The organism is Pseudomonas sp. 8 R 14, from assembly GCF_900005955.1.
Classification (GTDB): Bacteria; Pseudomonadota; Gammaproteobacteria; order Pseudomonadales; family Pseudomonadaceae; genus Aquipseudomonas; species Aquipseudomonas marginalis.
Window position 1 is genome coordinate 142,960 of record NZ_CVTH01000038.1, and the last position, 16,916, is coordinate 159,875.

15 protein-coding genes are annotated in these 16,916 nt (G+C 62.4%); 9 read left to right on the top strand and 6 right to left on the bottom strand.

Going from position 1 to position 16,916, the window contains the following annotated elements:
* The first annotated feature begins 10 nt into the window (after window positions 1-10).
* Genes BFQ01_RS07280 through BFQ01_RS07290 form a run of 3 tightly spaced genes read left to right on the top strand, consistent with a single transcriptional unit; the run spans window position 11 to window position 2,686 of the window.
* Window positions 11-925 (top strand): PLP-dependent cysteine synthase family protein, encoded by a 915-nt coding sequence (locus BFQ01_RS07280; protein WP_065924784.1) that lies wholly within the window; start codon window positions 11-13, stop codon window positions 923-925.
* Between the two features lie 37 nt (window positions 926-962).
* Window positions 963-1,955 carry a serine O-acetyltransferase gene (locus tag BFQ01_RS07285; RefSeq protein WP_065924785.1) on the top strand — a complete coding sequence of 331 codons (993 nt, stop codon included), beginning with the start codon at window positions 963-965 and terminating at the stop codon, window positions 1,953-1,955.
* A 2-nt stretch (window positions 1,956-1,957) separates the two neighbouring features.
* Window positions 1,958-2,686, top strand: coding sequence for an alanyl-tRNA editing protein (locus BFQ01_RS07290; RefSeq protein WP_027603675.1), 729 nt, complete (start codon window positions 1,958-1,960; stop codon window positions 2,684-2,686).
* A gap of 57 nt (window positions 2,687-2,743) precedes the next feature.
* Here the strand turns inward: BFQ01_RS07290 and prpD are convergent, their stop codons facing one another.
* The 6 genes from prpD to BFQ01_RS07320 all read right to left on the bottom strand — a co-directional run bounded on the left by prpD (window position 2,744) and on the right by BFQ01_RS07320 (window position 11,212).
* Window positions 2,744-4,228, bottom strand: coding sequence for a 2-methylcitrate dehydratase (gene prpD / locus BFQ01_RS07295; RefSeq protein WP_065924786.1), 1,485 nt, complete (start codon window positions 4,226-4,228; stop codon window positions 2,744-2,746).
* 268 nt (window positions 4,229-4,496) lie between these two features.
* A complete protein-coding gene (prpF, locus tag BFQ01_RS07300) occupies window positions 4,497-5,687 on the bottom strand; it encodes a 2-methylaconitate cis-trans isomerase PrpF (protein ID WP_065924824.1) in 1,191 nt (396 codons plus the stop codon).
* Between the two features lie 11 nt (window positions 5,688-5,698).
* A complete protein-coding gene (gene acnD / locus BFQ01_RS07305; protein WP_065924787.1) occupies window positions 5,699-8,293 on the bottom strand; it encodes a Fe/S-dependent 2-methylisocitrate dehydratase AcnD in 2,595 nt (864 codons plus the stop codon).
* A 148-nt stretch (window positions 8,294-8,441) separates the two neighbouring features.
* Window positions 8,442-9,569 carry a bifunctional 2-methylcitrate synthase/citrate synthase gene (prpC, locus tag BFQ01_RS07310; RefSeq protein WP_065924788.1) on the bottom strand — a complete coding sequence of 376 codons (1,128 nt, stop codon included), beginning with the start codon at window positions 9,567-9,569 and terminating at the stop codon, window positions 8,442-8,444.
* A 42-nt stretch (window positions 9,570-9,611) separates the two neighbouring features.
* Window positions 9,612-10,505 carry a methylisocitrate lyase gene (prpB, locus tag BFQ01_RS07315; RefSeq protein ID WP_027603670.1) on the bottom strand — a complete coding sequence of 298 codons (894 nt, stop codon included), beginning with the start codon at window positions 10,503-10,505 and terminating at the stop codon, window positions 9,612-9,614.
* The gene (locus BFQ01_RS07320) at window positions 10,502-11,212 is read right to left on the bottom strand and encodes a GntR family transcriptional regulator (RefSeq protein ID WP_027603669.1); all 711 of its coding nucleotides are present in this window, start codon (window positions 11,210-11,212) and stop codon (window positions 10,502-10,504) included. Before BFQ01_RS07320 ends, prpB begins: the two co-directional genes overlap by 4 nt.
* A gap of 273 nt (window positions 11,213-11,485) precedes the next feature.
* Between BFQ01_RS07320 and BFQ01_RS07325 the strand changes: the two genes are divergently transcribed.
* From BFQ01_RS07325 to BFQ01_RS07350, 6 genes are all read left to right on the top strand, one after another.
* On the top strand, window positions 11,486-12,022 hold the full coding sequence (locus tag BFQ01_RS07325) for a retropepsin-like aspartic peptidase RloA (protein ID WP_065924789.1): 537 nt from the start codon (window positions 11,486-11,488) through the stop codon (window positions 12,020-12,022).
* Window positions 12,023-12,027: 5 nt separating this feature from the next.
* A complete protein-coding gene (locus BFQ01_RS07330; RefSeq protein WP_065924790.1) occupies window positions 12,028-13,560 on the top strand; it encodes an osmotic stress tolerance membrane protein RloB in 1,533 nt (510 codons plus the stop codon).
* The gene (locus BFQ01_RS07335) at window positions 13,560-14,546 is read left to right on the top strand and encodes an alpha-L-glutamate ligase-like protein (RefSeq protein WP_027603666.1); all 987 of its coding nucleotides are present in this window, start codon (window positions 13,560-13,562) and stop codon (window positions 14,544-14,546) included. Before BFQ01_RS07330 ends, BFQ01_RS07335 begins: the two co-directional genes overlap by 1 nt.
* Window positions 14,547-14,648: 102 nt before the next feature.
* On the top strand, window positions 14,649-15,992 hold the full coding sequence (gene pabB, locus BFQ01_RS07340) for an aminodeoxychorismate synthase component I (protein ID WP_065924791.1): 1,344 nt from the start codon (window positions 14,649-14,651) through the stop codon (window positions 15,990-15,992).
* 229 nt (window positions 15,993-16,221) lie between these two features.
* Window positions 16,222-16,524, top strand: a complete 303-nt coding sequence (locus BFQ01_RS07345) for a type II toxin-antitoxin system HigB family toxin (RefSeq protein ID WP_065924792.1) — start codon at window positions 16,222-16,224, stop codon at window positions 16,522-16,524.
* A complete protein-coding gene (locus BFQ01_RS07350) occupies window positions 16,524-16,880 on the top strand; it encodes a helix-turn-helix domain-containing protein (protein ID WP_065924793.1) in 357 nt (118 codons plus the stop codon). The genes BFQ01_RS07345 and BFQ01_RS07350 overlap by 1 nt, the downstream gene beginning before the upstream one ends.
* The last annotated feature ends 36 nt before the right edge of the window (window positions 16,881-16,916 follow it).

Sequence of the window (16,916 nt, forward strand, 5' to 3'; positions counted from 1 at the left end):
GGGCTGACCGATGTTGCATAACTCTATCCTCGACGCCATCGGCCATACGCCGATCGTCCGCCTGGCGCAGTTTTCCGAAGACCTCGGCATCGAGGTCTACGCCAAGCTCGAATCCCTCAACCCGGGGGGCAGCCACAAGGCGCGCATCGCCCTGGGCATGATCCTCGACGCCGAGCGGCGCGGCGTTCTGATCCGTGACTCCGGGCAAACCATCATCGAACCCAGCGGTGGCAATACCGGTATCGGCCTGGTGATGGCCGGCAACGTGCTGGGCTACAAGGTGCTGCTGGTGATCCCGGACAACTACAGCCCCGAAAAACAGAAGCTGCTGCGCCTGTACGGCGCCAAGGTGGTGCTCTCCGACAGCCGCCTCGGCAACAATTCCCACGGTGAAAAATGCATGGAGTTGCAGCTGGAAAACCCCAGCTACGTGATGCTCAACCAGCAACGCAACGGCGCCAACCCGCAAACCCATCGTGACACCACAGCGCCGGAAATCCTCCGCGCCTTCGGTGATCGCCGCGTGGATTATTTTGTCAGCGGCATCGGCACCGGCGGCCATATCACCGGTATCGGCGAAACCCTCAAGGCCGCCTGGCCAGCCCTGCGCGTGATGGGCGTGGAGCCCGAAGAATGCGACCTGCTGAAGAACCAGCACGCGCCGCATCATATCCAGGGCCTGTCGATCGGCCTGATCCCGAGCATCCTCAACCTGGATGTGATCGACGGCATGCTCAAGGTCTCGCGCCAGGACTGCATCGACATGATCAAACGCATCATGCGCACCGATGCCATCAGCCTGGGCCTGTCCTCCGCCGCCAACATGGTGGCCATCGCCAGGCTCGCCCCCGAATTGCCGCCCGAAACGGTGGTGTTGACCCTGGTCTACGACAATGCCGACAGCTACCTGCCCAGTTTCGAATAACCGGTTTTCCAACCATCCAGAATGCGGGGATGCCTCCATGGGCGGCTTTATCGACATGCAACAGTTGCACGATGAGTTGCTCACCCAGCTCATCAAGACCCTCACCCCCATGCAGATGAAACAGCTGGAGCCGCACCTCGCGCCGCTGATCCAGAATGCCGCCCAGGCGGTGGCCGAAGACCTGATCGCCTATGCCTATCGCGACCCGGCATCCCGTGGGCGCGGCGAACTGATCCTGGAGTCCTACGCGTCGTTCAAGGCGGTGCTCTATTACCGGCTTGCGCACCTGGTGTGGAATTTCCCCGACCAGACCAACGGCGTGTTTTCACGCATCGCCCTCAAGCTGAGCAACCAGGGCAAGGTCCTGTCCGGGGCCGAAATCCACCCGGCGGCGCGTATCGGCCGGCGCTTTGTGCTCGACCACGGCTACGGCACGGTAATCGGCGAGACCTGCGAGATCGGCAACGACTGCTACATCCTCTGCGGCGTAACCCTGGGTGCCCGCGGCATCGCCAACAATCCCGATGGCAAGCGCCATCCGCGCCTGGGCAACAACGTCGAGGTCGGCTCCGGGGCCCGGGTGCTGGGCTATGTGCTGATCGGCGACAACGTGTTTATCAGCCCCTCCTGTGTGATCACCCAGGACGTACCCGCCGGCACCAAGGTGAAGGTGGTGAACCAGATCCAACTGCAAAAAAACGATGAATCGGACCACAGCAACTACCTCGGGGCCTTCGCCCTGGATGAGCGCCTGCACGTGGTCGGCGAGGTCAATGCCAGCCACAAGGTCACGGTGCTGGACGCCGACTTTCATCCGTTGCCAGGCCTGATGCTGGAGCCAACGGTGAAGGAACGTCACCACCTGCAATTCAGGCTGCACCGCCTCGAATCCGGCAACCACCTGCCGCGCCTGCCGCTGAACCTGAAAGTCTGCGGGCCGGAATTCGAAATCACCCTGCTCTCCCCCCCTGGCTTGAGCGCGATGGTGCGCCACCTGCTGCAAGCCAGCCCACTGATCGTCGGAGGTTGAACATGTCCGTGCACACCATGGAAACCCTGGCGCTGTTTGACAGCGCGCCCTACCAGAACGCATTCAGCGCCCGGGTGATTGCCGTCAGCGAACACGGCATCGCCCTGGAGCACACCCTGTTCTACCCCACCGGCGGCGGCCAACCCGGCGATACCGGCCACCTGACCCTGGCGGACGGTACCCGGGTCGACGTGACCGGCACGGTGCGCGACCCGGTGCTGCGTTCGATCATCTGGCACCAGGTGGAACACTGCCCGGAGCAGTTGATCGCCGGCGTGCTGGTGGACGCCGGCCTGGATTGGGAGCGGCGCTACCAGCACATGAAAATGCACACCTGCCTGCACCTGCTGTGCTCGCTCATCGACGCACCGGTGACCGGTTGCAGCATCAGTGCCGACAAAGGCCGCCTGGATTTCGACCTGCCGGAAATGACCCTCGACAAGGACAGCATCACCCGTGACCTCAATGCGCTGATCGAACAGGCCCACGAGGTGAAGACCCTGTCGATGCCGGCTTCGGAGTACGCCACCCTGCTGCAGATCACCCGCACCCAGGCGGTTGCGCCGCCGGTGATCCAGGGCTCGGTACGGGTGATTGAAATCGGCGGGATCGATATCCAGCCGTGCGGCGGTACCCATGTGCTCAACACCGAGGAAATCGGCCGGGTGTTCTGCGAGAAGATCGAGAAGAAGAGCAAGCACAACCGCCGGGTGATCCTGCGGTTTGAGTGAACGCAACAACTGTGGGAGGGGCTTGCCTCTCCCACATTTTTGCTTTTGCGGCGCCTGCTAGATGACGAACAGGTCCACGAAGCGGTTGACCGGCGTGGCCTCGAGCTTCGCCTGGTCCGTGCACAACGCAAATATCTCGGCACTGCGCTGGGCGGTAAAGCGCGTGGCCAGGTTGGCCTTGAACTTGTCTTCCAGCAACGCAATGCCCTCCACTCGACGACGGCGATGGCCGATCGGGTATTCCACCGCCACTTGCTCGGTGCTGGAGCCATCCTTGAAGAACACCTGCACGGCATTGGCGATGGAACGCTTGTCGGCTTCCAGGTATTCACGGCTGTAGCGTGGGTCTTCGACGATGACCATCTTGTCGCGCAACTGATCAATGATCGGGTGAGCGGCGTGGAATGCATCCTCGTAGTGCTCGGCCACCAGATTGCCGAATGCCAGGGGCACGGCGGTCATGTATTGCAGGCAATGGTCGCGGTCGGCGGCGTTGGCCAGTGGCCCGACCTTGGAGATGATGCGAATCGCCGACTCATGGGTGGTGATCACGATGCGCTCGACGTCGTGCAGGCGATCCTTGACCAACGGATGCAAGGTCACCGCGGCTTCACAGGCGGTCTGCGCGTGGAACTCGGCGGGGAAGCTGATCTTGAACAGCACGTTTTCCATCACGTAGGTGCCATACGGCTGGGACAGGCTGAACGCACGCTTGTCCTCGGGCTTGAGCGCCAGGTCTTTGTTGGTGTGGCTGAACAGCACGTCGTAGAAGCCCCATTGCGGCGCGCTCAGCACACCGGGGATGCCCATTTCGCCGCGCAGGGCGATGTCCGCCAGGCGTACGCCGCGACTCGACGCATCCCCCGCCGCCCAGGATTTGCGCGAGCCGGCATTCGGCGCATGCCGGTAAGTGCGCAAGGCCTGGCCATCGACGAAGGCGTGAGACAGTGCCGACAGCAGCTGTTCGCGGTTGGCGCCCATCAGCTGGGCGGTGACCGCCGTGGAGGCGACTTTCACCAACAGCACATGGTCGAGGCCGACACGGTTGAACGAGTTTTCCAGGGCAATCACACCCTGGATTTCGTGGGCCATGATCATCGCATCCAGCACCGCGCGCACGGTCAGCGGTGCGTCGCCATTGGCCACGCGCTGTTGCGACAGGTGATCCGCCACGGCAAGGATGCCACCGAGGTTATCCGAGGGATGCCCCCACTCGGCGGCGAGCCAAGTGTCGTTGTAGTCGAGCCAGCGCACGATGCAGCCAATGTCCCAGGCCGCCTTGACCGGGTCCAGGCGAAACGAGGTGCCCGGCACCCGCGCGCCAAACGGTACCACCGTGCCTTCAACCATCGGCCCCAGGTGCTTGGTGCACTCGGGAAAACGCAGGGCCAGCAGGCCGCAACCGAGGGTGTCCATCAGGCAGTTGCGGGCGGTGTCCAAGGCGGCCTGGGACTCGATCCGGTAGTTGAGGACATAGTCGGCGATGTCCTGCAAAACCTGGTCGTAGTCGGGGCGGTTGTTCTGGTCGACGTTGGTGCTCATGGCAGATCTCCAAAAATGGGTGGGGTCAATCCTCGGGCTAACGGTTACTGGAAGCAGATCTTGGATGCCTGCCTTTAGGAATAGAAATCCTCTGTGGGAGGGGCTTACCCTAATGCCAGTTCACATCGCCTCCTGTAGGAGCGAGCTTGCTCACGAAAAACGTCAACGATAACGCGTGCTTCCTGAATGAACGCGGCGCCTGTGAGTTTTTCGCGAGCAAGCTCGCTCCTACAAAAAGCCTCCTCCCACATTGGATCTGTGCAGGGTTTTAGAAGGCGTCGCCGGGTACGCGGACGAAACCTTCCATCAACACCCGTGCACTGCGGCTCATGATGGCTTTCTTCACCACCCACTCACCGTCCACCTGGGTGGCTTCAGCCCCCACGCGCAAGGTGCCGGAGGGATGCCCGAAGCGCACGGCATTACGTTCAATACCGCCAGCTGCGAGGTTGACCAAGGTCCCCGAAATCGCCGCCGCCGTGCCGATCGCCACCGCCGCCGTGCCCATCATCGCGTGGTGCAACTTGCCCATGGAGAGGGCGCGCACCAGCAAATCCACATCGCCGGCCTTGATCGCCTTGCCACTGGACGCTACGTAGTCGGCAGGCTTGGCCACAAACGCCACCTTCGGCGTGTGCTGGCGCTGGGCCGCTTCGTCGAGGTGCTTGATCAGCCCCATGCGCAACGCGCCATAGGCCCGTACGGTCTCGAACATCGCCAGGGCCTTGGGGTCGCTGTTGATCGCGCCTTGCAGCTCGGTGCCGGTGTAGCCGAGGTCTTCGGCGTTGATGAAAATCGTCGGGATGCCGGCGTTGATCAGCGTGGCCTTGAAGGTGCCGACGCCGGGCACTTCCAGGTCGTCGACCAGGTTGCCGGTGGGGAACATCGAGCCGCCGCCGCCCTCTTCTTCCGCCGCCGGGTCCATGAATTCCAGCTGCACTTCGGCCGCCGGGAAGGTCACGCCGTCCAGCTCGAAGTCGCCGGTTTCCTGCACCGCCCCGTCGGTGATCGGCACGTGGGCGATGATGGTCTTGCCGATATTGGCCTGCCACACCCGCACCACGGCCACGCCGCTATGGGGCACGCGGGCCGCATCGACCAGCCCGGCGCTGATGGCGAACGAACCCACCGCCGCCGACAGGTTGCCGCAGTTGCCACTCCAGTCGACAAAGGGCTTGTCGATGGAGACCTGGCCAAACAGATAGTCGACGTCATGATCGGCGCGGGTGCTTTTGGCGAGGATCACGGTTTTGCTGGTGCTCGATGTGGCGCCGCCCATGCCGTCGATTTGCTTGTCGTAGGGATCGGGGCTGCCGATCACCCGTAGCAGCAAGGCATCCCGCGCCGCTCCCGGCACCTGCGCCGACTCGGGCAGGTCCTGGAGGCGGAAAAATACGCCCTTGCTGGTGCCGCCACGCATATAGGTGGCGGGGATCTTGATTTGCGCTGCGTGTGCCATGGTCATCCTCTTCAGGCGGTGGTCGCCGATTCCAGGAAATCCTGGGCAAAACGTTGCAACACGCCGCCCGCCTCGTAGATCGACACTTCTTCGGCGGTGTCCAGGCGGCACGTCACCGGCACCTCGACACGTTCGCCATCCTTGCGATTGATCACCAGCGTCAACTGCGCACGCGGGGTGCGTTGGCCGATCACGTCGTAGGTTTCGCTGCCATCAATCTGCAAGGTGTGACGGTCGGTGCCCGGCAGGAACTCCAGGGGCAGCACGCCCATGCCCACCAGGTTGGTGCGGTGGATGCGCTCGAAACCCTCGGCCGCAATCGCTTCCACACCCGCCAGGCGCACGCCCTTGGCGGCCCAGTCGCGGGACGAGCCCTGGCCGTAGTCGGCGCCGGCAATGATGATCAGCGGCTGCTTGCGCTCCATGTAGGTTTCGATGGCTTCCCACATCCGCGTGACCTGGCCTTCCGGCTCGATCCGCGCCAGGGAGCCCTGCTTGACCTTGCCGTTCTCCCGCACCATTTCGTTGAACAGTTTCGGGTTGGCGAACGTCGCGCGCTGGGCGGTCAGGTGGTCGCCACGGTGGGTGGCGTAGGAGTTGAAGTCGACTTCCGGCAGGCCCATTTTCGCCAGGTATTCGCCGGCGGCGCTGTCGAGCATGATCGCGTTGGACGGCGACAAGTGATCGGTGGTGATGTTGTCCGGCAGCACCGCCAGCGGGCGCATGCCCTTGAGCGGCCGCGCACCGGCCAGCGCGCCTTCCCAGTACGGTGGGCGGCGGATATAGGTGCTCTGCGGGCGCCAGTCGTACAGCGGCGCAACTTTCGGGCCGGTGTCTTCGTGGATCGCGAACATCGGGATATACACCGCGCGGAACTGCTCCGGCTTGACCGAGGCCTTGACCACCGCGTCGATCTCTTCGTCGCTCGGCCAGATGTCCTGCAGGCGGATTTCCTTGCCGTCGGCGTCCAGGCCGAGCACGTCCTTCTCGATGTCGAAACGGATGGTGCCGGCAATCGCATAGGCCACCACCAGCGGCGGCGAAGCCAGGAACGCCTGCTTGGCGTACGGGTGGATACGCCCGTCGAAGTTGCGGTTACCCGAGAGCACGGCGGTGGCGTACAGGTCGCGGTCGATGATCTCTTGCTGGATCGCCGGGTCGAGCGCGCCGGACATACCGTTGCAGGTGGTGCAGGCAAACGCCACCACGCCAAAGCCGAGCTTTTCCAGCTCATGGCCCAGGCCGGCGTCTTCCAGATACATGGCCACGGTTTTCGAACCCGGCGCCAGGGACGACTTGACCCAAGGTTTGCGCGTCAGCCCAAGCCTGTTGGCGTTGCGCGCCAGCAGCCCGGCGGCGATCACGTTGCGCGGGTTACTGGTGTTGGTGCAACTGGTGATGGCGGCGATGATCACCGCGCCGTCGGGCATTTGCCCCGGCACTTCATCCCACTGGCCGGAGATGCCCTTGGCGGCCAGGTCGCGGGTGGCGACGCGGGCGTGCGGGTTGCTCGGGCCAGCCATGTTGCGCACCACGCTGGACAGGTCGAAGGTGAGGCCACGCTCGTATTGCGCGCCTTTGAGATCGTCTGCCCACAGGCCGGTGTGGCGGGCGTATTGCTCGACCAGGGCGACTTGCTCGTCTTCGCGGCCGGTGAGTTTCAGGTAGGCGATGGTCTGCTGGTCGATATAAAACATGGCCGCCGTGGCGCCGTATTCCGGGGCCATGTTGGAGATAGTCGCGCGGTCGCCGAGGGTCAGTTTGGACGCGCCTTCACCGAAGAATTCGAGCCAGGCGCCGACCACTTTCTGTTGGCGCAGAAACTCGGTCAGGGCCAGCACCATATCGGTGGCGGTGATGCCCGGCAGCAGCTGGCCGGTCAATTCGACACCGACGCTTTCCGGCAGGCGCATCCACGAGGCGCGGCCAAGCATGACGCTTTCGGCTTCAAGGCCGCCGACACCAATGGCGATCACGCCCAAGGCATCGACGTGGGGGGTATGGCTGTCGGTGCCGACGCAGGTATCCGGGAAGGCCACACCGTCACGCACCTGGACCACCGGGGACATTTTCTCCAGGTTGATCTGGTGCATGATGCCGTTGCCCGGCGGGATCACGTCGACGTTCTTGAAGGCCTTTTTGGTCCACTCGATAAAGTGGAAGCGGTCTTCGTTGCGACGGTCTTCGATGGCGCGGTTTTTCTCGAACGCGTCCGGGTCGAAACCACCGGCTTCGACAGCCAGGGAGTGATCGACGATCAACTGGGTGGGGACCACCGGGTTGACCTGGGCCGGGTCGCCGCCTTGCAGGGCGATGGCATCACGCAGGCCGGCGAGGTCGACCAGGGCGGTCTGGCCGAGAATGTCGTGGCACACCACGCGGGCCGGAAACCAGGGGAAGTCGAGGTCGCGTTTGCGCTCGATCAGCTGGCTCAGGGATGCATTGAGGGTGGCCGGGTCGCAGCGGCGCACCAGGTTCTCGGCGAGCACACGAGAGGTGTAGGGCAACGTGGCGTAGGCGCCGGGGCTGATTGCATCGACGGCCGCGCGGGCGTCGAAGTAATCCAGGCGGCTGCCGGGGAGCGGTTTGCGAAATTCAGTGTTCATCGTCAGGACTCGGTCACGGTGATTGCAAAAGGAAGACCTGGGCCGATCCGGAATTGAAATGCGATCCAAATGTGGGAGGGGCGGTGCGACGATTCGACTTGCCCCCTCCCACACTTTGACCTCATTCCAGTCCAGGGATCGTCGGTCTTCAGCGACGTTCGATTGGCACGAACTTGCGCTGTTCAACGCCGATGTACTCGGCGCTTGGACGGATGATGCGATTGTTGGCGCGCTGTTCGAACACATGCGCAGCCCAGCCGGTCAGCCGCGAGCAGACGAAGATCGGCGTGAACAGCTTGGTCGGGATGCCCATGAAGTGGTACGCCGAGGCGTGGTAGAAATCGGCGTTGGGGAACAGTTTCTTCTGCTCCCACATGGTCTTGTCGATGGCTTCGGAGACCGGGAACAGCACGGTGTCGCCCACTTCGTCGGCGAGCTTTTTCGACCAGCCCTTGATCACTTCATTACGCGGGTCGTTGTCTTTGTAGATCGCGTGGCCGAAGCCCATGATCTTGTCCTTGCGAGCCAGCATGCCGAGGGTGCCTTCGACGGCTTCCTCTGCCGAACCGAAACGCTCGATCATTTCCATCGCCGCTTCGTTGGCGCCGCCGTGCAGCGGGCCGCGCAGGGAGCCGATGGCGGCGGTGATGCAGGAGTACAGGTCGGACAGGGTCGAGGCACACACCCGCGCGGTGAAGGTCGAGGCGTTGAACTCGTGCTCGGCGTAGAGGATCAACGACACATTCATGACCTTCTCATGCAGCTCGCTCGGCTTCTTGCCATGCAGCAGGTGCAGGAAGTGGCCGCCGATACTCGGCTCGTCGGTCACGCAGTCGATGCGCTTGCCGTCATGGCTGAAGCGGTACCAGTAGCACATGATCGCCGGGAACGCGGCAAGCAGGCGGTCGGTCACGTCGCGTTGCACGCTGAAGTCTTTTTCCGGCTCGATGTTACCGAGGAAGGAGCAACCGGTGCGCATCACGTCCATCGGGTGGGCGTCGGCCGGGATGCGTTCGAGCACTTCTTTCAGCGCTTGCGGCAGGTCACGCAGCGTGCTCAGCCTGGCGCTGTAGGCAGCCAGTTCGGCCTGGGTAGGCAGTTCGCCGTACAGCAGCAGATAAGCGACCTCTTCAAACTGTGCATCGGCGGCCAGTTCGCGCACGTCGTAGCCACGGTAAGTCAGGCCGGCTCCGGCCTGGCCCACGGTGGACAGTGCGGTCTGCCCGGCGACCTGGCCACGCAGGCCGGCACCACTCAGTACTTTTGCTTCAGCCATGGTTTTTCTCCAATTTTGTCGTTATTCAGGGAGGCGTGTTCGTCACTTTTTCGCGGCGAACAGCGCGTCAAGCTTCTGCTCGAAGGTGTGGTAGTCGATGCGATCGTAAAGCTCCATGCGGGTTTGCATGGTGTCGATCACGTTCTGTTGAGTGCCGTCGCGACGGATCGCGGTGTAGACGTTCTCGGCGGCCTTGTTCATGGCGCGGAAGGCCGACAGCGGGTACAGCACGATGGAAACATCGGCAGATTTCAACTGTTCGGTGGTATACAGCGGCGTCGCGCCGAACTCGGTGATGTTGGCCAGGATCGGCGCCTTCACACGGGCGGCGAACAGTTTGTACATTTCCAGTTCAGTGATGGCTTCCGGGAACACCATGTCGGCGCCGGCTTCAATGCAGGCGGCGGCACGCTCCAGGGCAGACTCCAGGCCTTCCACGGCCAACGCGTCGGTGCGCGCCATGATCACGAAGCTATCATCGGTGCGCGCGTCCACGGCGGCCTTGATGCGGTCGACCATTTCCTGCTGGGACACGATCTCTTTGTTAGGACGATGGCCGCAGCGCTTGGCGCCGACCTGGTCTTCGATATGGATGGCGGCGGCGCCGAACTTGATCATTGATTTGACCGTGCGCGCGACGTTGAACGCCGAGGAGCCGAAGCCGGTGTCCACGTCCACCAGCAGCGGCAGGTCACAGACGTCGGTGATACGGCGCACGTCGGTGAGTACGTCATCCAGGCCGGTGATGCCCAGGTCCGGCACGCCGAGGGAACCGGCCGCCACGCCGCCACCCGACAGGTAGATCGCCTTGAAGCCGGCGCGCTTGGCCAGCAGCGCATGGTTGGCGTTGATCGCACCGACCACCTGCAAGGGGTGCTCGCTGGCGACCGCGTCACGGAAACGCTGGCCGGGTGTGCTTTTGTTGTTAGAACTCATGACTCACCTCTATCAGGGGCGCCGCCTGGGAAATGACGGGCAATATTGCGTTTGGAAGCACCGATATGCCGGCGCATCAACAACTCGGCCAGTTCACCGTCGCGATCGGCAATCGCATCAAGAATGCGGTGATGCTCGGCAAAGGCCTGGCGTGGACGATTGGGGGTGGCGGAGAACTGGATGCGGTACATGCGCACCAGCTGGTACAGCTCGCCGCAGAGCATCTGGGTGAGCGTGCGGTTGCCCGCACCTTGAATGATCCGGTAATGAAAATCGAAGTCGCCTTCCTGCTGGTAGTAGCCGACACCCGCCTGGAACGCGGCGTCGCGCTCGTGGGTGTGCAACACCTGGCGCAATTCTTCGATTTCCGCGTCGGTCATGCGCTCGGCGGCCAGGCGACAGGCCATGCCTTCCAGGGACTCGCGGATTTCATACAGTTCAACCAGCTCGGCGTGGCTCAAGGACACGACCCGGGCGCCCACATGGGGCACGCGCACCAGCAGGCGCTGGCCTTCGAGGCGGTGGATCGCCTCGCGCAGCGGGCCACGGCTGATGCCGTAGGTGCGGGCCAGTTCCGGCTCGGAAATCTTGCTGCCGGGAGCGATCTCACCCTTGACGATGGCGGCCTGGATGCGTCGGAAGACGTTCTCGGACATCGTTTGGGATTCGTCCGACGCCATTATCGGAGCTTCTGATTGACCCAGCATATTGTCGACACCTTGGAAAGCAATGTGGCAAAAACTAGCCAATAAACCGCTACCAGTCAAAGAATAAATCGATATTGTCGACAATCGTCTAATAATCCGGGCTGCACTCGCTCAGGGCATGGCCGGCTGCCAGCGCTGGCGCCAGAAAAGCATCATGTTAGAATGCCCGCCGCATTTGCCTGACATCACTTGATGAAACGGCGCACGAAGGGAGCTTGCGCAGCAATGCCAGTCGCCTTGAATTGAACATCGCACTGCACCGCCTCAGGATCTATGAGACTCAAGCCCTTCCCCCTGTTGTTTTGCCTATTGTCCATGCCGAGCCTTGGCGCTGCCGCCGAGAAGACCGTGTATGGCCTCAATGAATACGCGCAATTGGCCGGCATCGACCTGGAAGTAGCCGCCAAGCTCGACACCGGCGCCAAGACCGCCTCCCTCAGCGCCCGTGACATCAAGCGTTTCAAGCGCAACGGCGAATCCTGGGTGCGCTTCTACCTGGCCATCGACACCGCCCATTCCCATCCCATCGAACGCCCCCTGGCCCGCGTCAGCAAGATCAAGCGGCGCGCCGGCGACTACGACCCCGATGAGGACAAGAACTACACCGCCCGTCCTGTGATTGCCCTGGATATCTGCATGGGCACCGCTTTACGCAGCATCGAAGTGAACTTGACTGACCGCAGCGCTTTCCAATACCCGCTGCTGATCGGCTCCGAAGCGCTCAAACGCTTTGATGCGCTGGTCGACCCCAGTCTTAAATACGCAGCAGGCAAACCCGCCTGCGCCGCCGACGCTCATACCGCCGAGTAAACCGAATGCGCGCTCTAACCCTGCACCTGAGAATCCTGATCGCCATCCTGGTGGTGTTGGGTATTTCGGTCACCGCCTACCAGATCTTCGTGCTGGGCATTCCCGTCACCGAGGACGCCACCGACGACCTGTGGAACATCGACGCCAAGGTCGAGTTCGTCGCCAACCCCAAGGACCCGGTGAAGATCCAGATGTTCGTGCCGCCCTTGAGCCGCGACTTCGTCAGCCTTAATGAGAGCTTTATCTCGAATAACTACGGGGTGAGCGTCAACCGCATCGACGGCAACCGTAAGGTCACCTGGTCGGCACGCCGCGCCAAGGGCAACCAGACCCTGTATTACCGCCTGGTGCTGACCAAGCGCTACAGCGGCGAAAAAACCAAGATCAAGGGCCCGACCTTCCGCGACAGCATTGCCGTGGAAGGCCCGGAAAAAATCGCCGCCGAAGCCCTGCTGGCGCCGATCCGCCAGCATTCGGCCGACGTCGAGACCTTCATCACCGAAGCCATCAAGCGCACCAACAACCTCAACGACGACAACGTGAAGCTGTTGCTGGCCGGCGACCCGTCGACGCCGCACAAGGCCAAGATCGTCGAGCTGCTGCTGTCCATTGCCCACGTGCCGGTGGAAAAGGTCCACACCATCCGCCTGGTGGCCGACCAGCCGCAAACCCCGGAGCTGTGGCTGCGTAGCTTCAATGGCAACGACTGGCTGTACTTCAACCCGGAAACCGGCGAACCGGGCCTGCCCGCCGACCGCCTGCTGTGGTGGACCGGCGATGAAAACCTGATCACCGTCGATGGCGGCAAGAAAGCCATGGTCACCTTCAGCCTGAACAACAGCGAAATGAACGCGATTCGCCTGGCCAAGCTGACCGACGAGAACACCGACGCCAACTTCCTCGAATACTCGCTGTACGGCCTGCCGCTGCAAACCCAGCAGACCTTCATGATCATGGTGATGATCCCGATTGGGGTGCTGGTGATCCTGATCCTGCGCAACCTGATCGGCCTGCAGACCCTGGGCACCTTTACCCCGGTGCTGATTGCCCTGGCGTTCCGAGAGACGCAGCTGGGCTTCGGGATTGTGCTGTTCACGATTATCACGGCGCTGGGCCTGTCCCTCAGGTCGTACCTGGAACACCTGAAGCTGCAGATGCTGCCGAGGTTGTCGGTGGTGCTGACCTTCGTGGTGGTGCTGATCGCCGCCATCAGCCTGTTCAGCCACAAGCTGGGGCTGGAGCGCGGGCTGTCGGTGGCGCTGTTCCCGATGGTGATTTTGACCATGACCATCGAACGCCTGTCGATCACCTGGGAAGAACGCGGCGCCAGCCATGCCATGAAAGTCGCGATTGGTACGCTGTTCGCCGCGTCACTGGCGCACATCATCATGAGCGTGCCGGAGCTGATCTATTTCGTATTCACCTTCCCGGCGATCCTGCTGATCCTGGTGGGCTTCATGCTGGCAATGGGTCGCTATCGCGGCTACCGCCTGACCGAGCTGGTGCGATTCAAGGCCTTCCTCAAGGCTGATTCGTAATGTTCGGCTTCTGGAAGACCTGGAAGGCCCTGGAAGCGCGGGGGATCATGGGCATCAACCGGCGCAATGCCGACTACGTGCTCAAGTACAACAAGCGCAGCCTGTATCCGATCGTGGATGACAAGATCATCACCAAGGAACGGGCCATCGCCGCCGGCATCCATGTGCCGGAAATGTACGGGGTGATCTCCACCGAGAAGGAAATCGACAAGCTCGACGAGATCATCGGTGGGCGCAGCGACTTCGTGATCAAGCCGGCCCAGGGCGCCGGCGGCGACGGCATCCTGGTGGTGGCGGACCGTTTCGAGGGGCGCTACCGCACGGTGTCGGGCAAGATCATCAGCCATGAAGAGATCGAGCACCAGATTTCCAGCATCCTCACCGGCCTGTACTCCCTGGGTGGCCACCGCGACCGTGCGCTGATCGAGTACCGCGTGGTGCCTGACCAGATCTTCAAGAGCATCAGCTACGAAGGCGTACCGGATATCCGCATCATCGTGCTGATGGGCTACCCGGTGATGGCGATGCTGCGCTTGCCCACCCGCCAGTCGGGCGGCAAGGCCAACCTGCACCAGGGCGCGATTGGCGTGGGCGTCGACCTCGCCACCGGCCTGACCCTGCGCGGCACCTGGCTGAACAACATCATCACCAAACACCCCGACACCACCAACGCGGTGGATGGCGTGCAACTGCCCAACTGGGACGGGTTCATGAAGCTCGCGGCCGGCTGCTACGAGCTGTGCGGGCTGGGGTATATCGGCGTGGACATGGTGCTCGACCAGGAAAAGGGCCCGCTGATCCTGGAGCTGAATGCGCGGCCGGGGCTGAATATCCAGATCGCCAACGACTGCGGCCTGACCTTGCGCACCCATGCGGTGGAGGCTCGACTGGAAGAACTGAAAGCCGCCGGCGTGACGGAAACCCCGGAAGAGCGGGTGAAGTTCGTGCAGGAGATGTTCGGGCATATTCCGCCCGTGGAAGGCTGATCCGGTCTTCGAACTGTCTATCCCCGACATCCCCTCTAGGAGCAAATCCTACAGGGGACTACAATCCCCCTCCTCCCGCGCCATTAGCTGATCCAACCCCGCATGTTGACCTGCTCCGTACACCCATTGCCCTACCGGGCCAACCCCGCCGAGTATTTTGCGGCGATTCGCCACGCTCCCGGCGCGGTCCTGCTCGACAGCGGCCGCCCGGCGGCCGAGCGTGGGCGTTACGATTTGCTCAGCGCCTGGCCCGAAGCAACCTTGACGGTAGCGCCTGACGAAAGCGGCGCTGCTTTCCTGCATCGCTTACGGGAAAACCTGACGCGATTGGGTGAAGCCGCAATTCCAGCCGGTTTGCAGTTGCCGTTCGCCGGCGGCTTGATCGGCTACCTGAGCTACGACTTCGGCCGGCACCTGGAACACATGCCGCACCTGGCGGTGGATGACCTGCACCTGCCGGACGCGCGCTTCGGGCTGTATGCCTGGGCGCTGATCAGTGACCACCAGGCGCAGGCCAGCCAGCTGGTGTTTCATCCCTCGCTGGCAGACAGCGAACGGCAACGGCTGATCGCGTTGTTCAGCCAGGGGGCTGTCGACACCTGCGCGACGTTCAAACTCCAGGGCCCGATGGCCCCCGACCTCAGCGCCGAGGCCTACCGCCAAGCCATCGTGCGGATCCAGGATTACATCCAGGCGGGCGACTGCTACCAGGTCAACTTCGCCCAGCGTTTCCGCGCGCCGTGCCTGGGCGATCCCTGGGCCGCCTACTGCGCGTTGCGCGAAGCCTGCCCGACGCCATTTTCCGGGTTCCAGAGCCTGCCGGACGACGGCGCGGTGCTGAGCCTGTCGCCGGAGCGTTTCGTGCGCATCAGCGAGCGCCACGTCGAGACCCGCCCGATCAAAGGCACCCGCCCCCGCGGCCTTACGCCGGAAGAAGACGCGGCGAATGCCGCCGAACTGCTGGCCAGCCCCAAGGACCGCGCCGAGAACCTGATGATCGTCGACCTGCTGCGCAACGACCTCGGCCGCACCTGCCGCACTGGCTCGGTAAACGTGCCGGAACTGTTCAGCCTGGAAAGCTACCCCAACGTGCATCACCTGGTCAGTAGCGTGACCGGCACATTGGCCGACGACAAAGACGCCCTCGACCTGATCGCCGGCAGCTTCCCCGGCGGTTCGATCACCGGCGCGCCGAAGATCCGCGCGATGCAGATCATCGACGAACTGGAGCCCACACGCCGTGGGTTGTACTGCGGTTCGCTGGTGTACCTGGATGTGCGCGGCGAGATGGACAGCTCCATCGCCATCCGCAGTTTGCTGGTCAAGGATGGCCAGGTGTGTTGCTGGGGCGGCGGTGGGATCGTGGCGGATTCGCAGTGGGAGGCGGAGTACCAGGAGTCGCTGACGAAGGTACAGGTGTTGTTACAAACGCTGGAAAACCTGTAGCGCGCAGTGCCTTCCTGGCTCTCAGACGCAGAGCCAAGCAGTAGAAAAAACCTGAATCAGACCCACAGTAGACGCAGTTGAACGTCGGAGGATAGCGTCCGGCTTCAACCGTCCGCCCGCCGTCTGTGAAGGATCACATGAAGCGACTGCCTACCCGTCAGGAAATACTTCCGAGATTGCATCTCCTCTCAAGCGCATCTACTATCTCCCAAATTGGGAGGTTGCAGCGATGCGGATAATCGCTCTATCGACCTTACGAATATTCTGGGAAAACCAACCCGCCTATATCGATGCAAAAGCGCCGCTTATTGAATTGTATCGGCATATGGAAAAGGCCATTTACCCGACGCCACAAGCACTCAAGGCAGCGCTCAGGACCGCGAGCATTCTCAAAGGTGGCAGGGTTGTATTCAACGTGGGCGGCAACAAATATCGAGTGATCATGGCGATCGATTACCAGCGACAGCTTGGGTTCATACGGTTCGTAGGGACTCATGCGCAGTACGACCAGATCAACGCGGAGACCGTGTAATGAACATCAAACCCATACACTCCGAGGAAGACCTCACTGCTGCACTCGCGCGGGTACAGCAGCTCTGGGGAGCGGACATCGGCTCGACTGAAGGCGATGAGCTGGAAATTCTTGCAGTACTCATTGAGAAGTACGAAGCCGAACATTACCCAATACCACCTTCTGATCCGGTGGAAGCCATTAAATTTCGCATGGAGCAACTGGGCATGACTGCCCGCGACCTGGAGCCATTTATCGGCACCAGCGGACGTGTATCCGAAGTGCTGAACCACAAGCGCAAGCTGAGCCTATCGATGATCAAGCGGCTGCATGAAGGCTTGAGTATTCCTTATGAGCGGTTGCTTGCAGGGAGCTGACAGAAACATGGTAGTGGCGCTACCTTCCCCATCGGG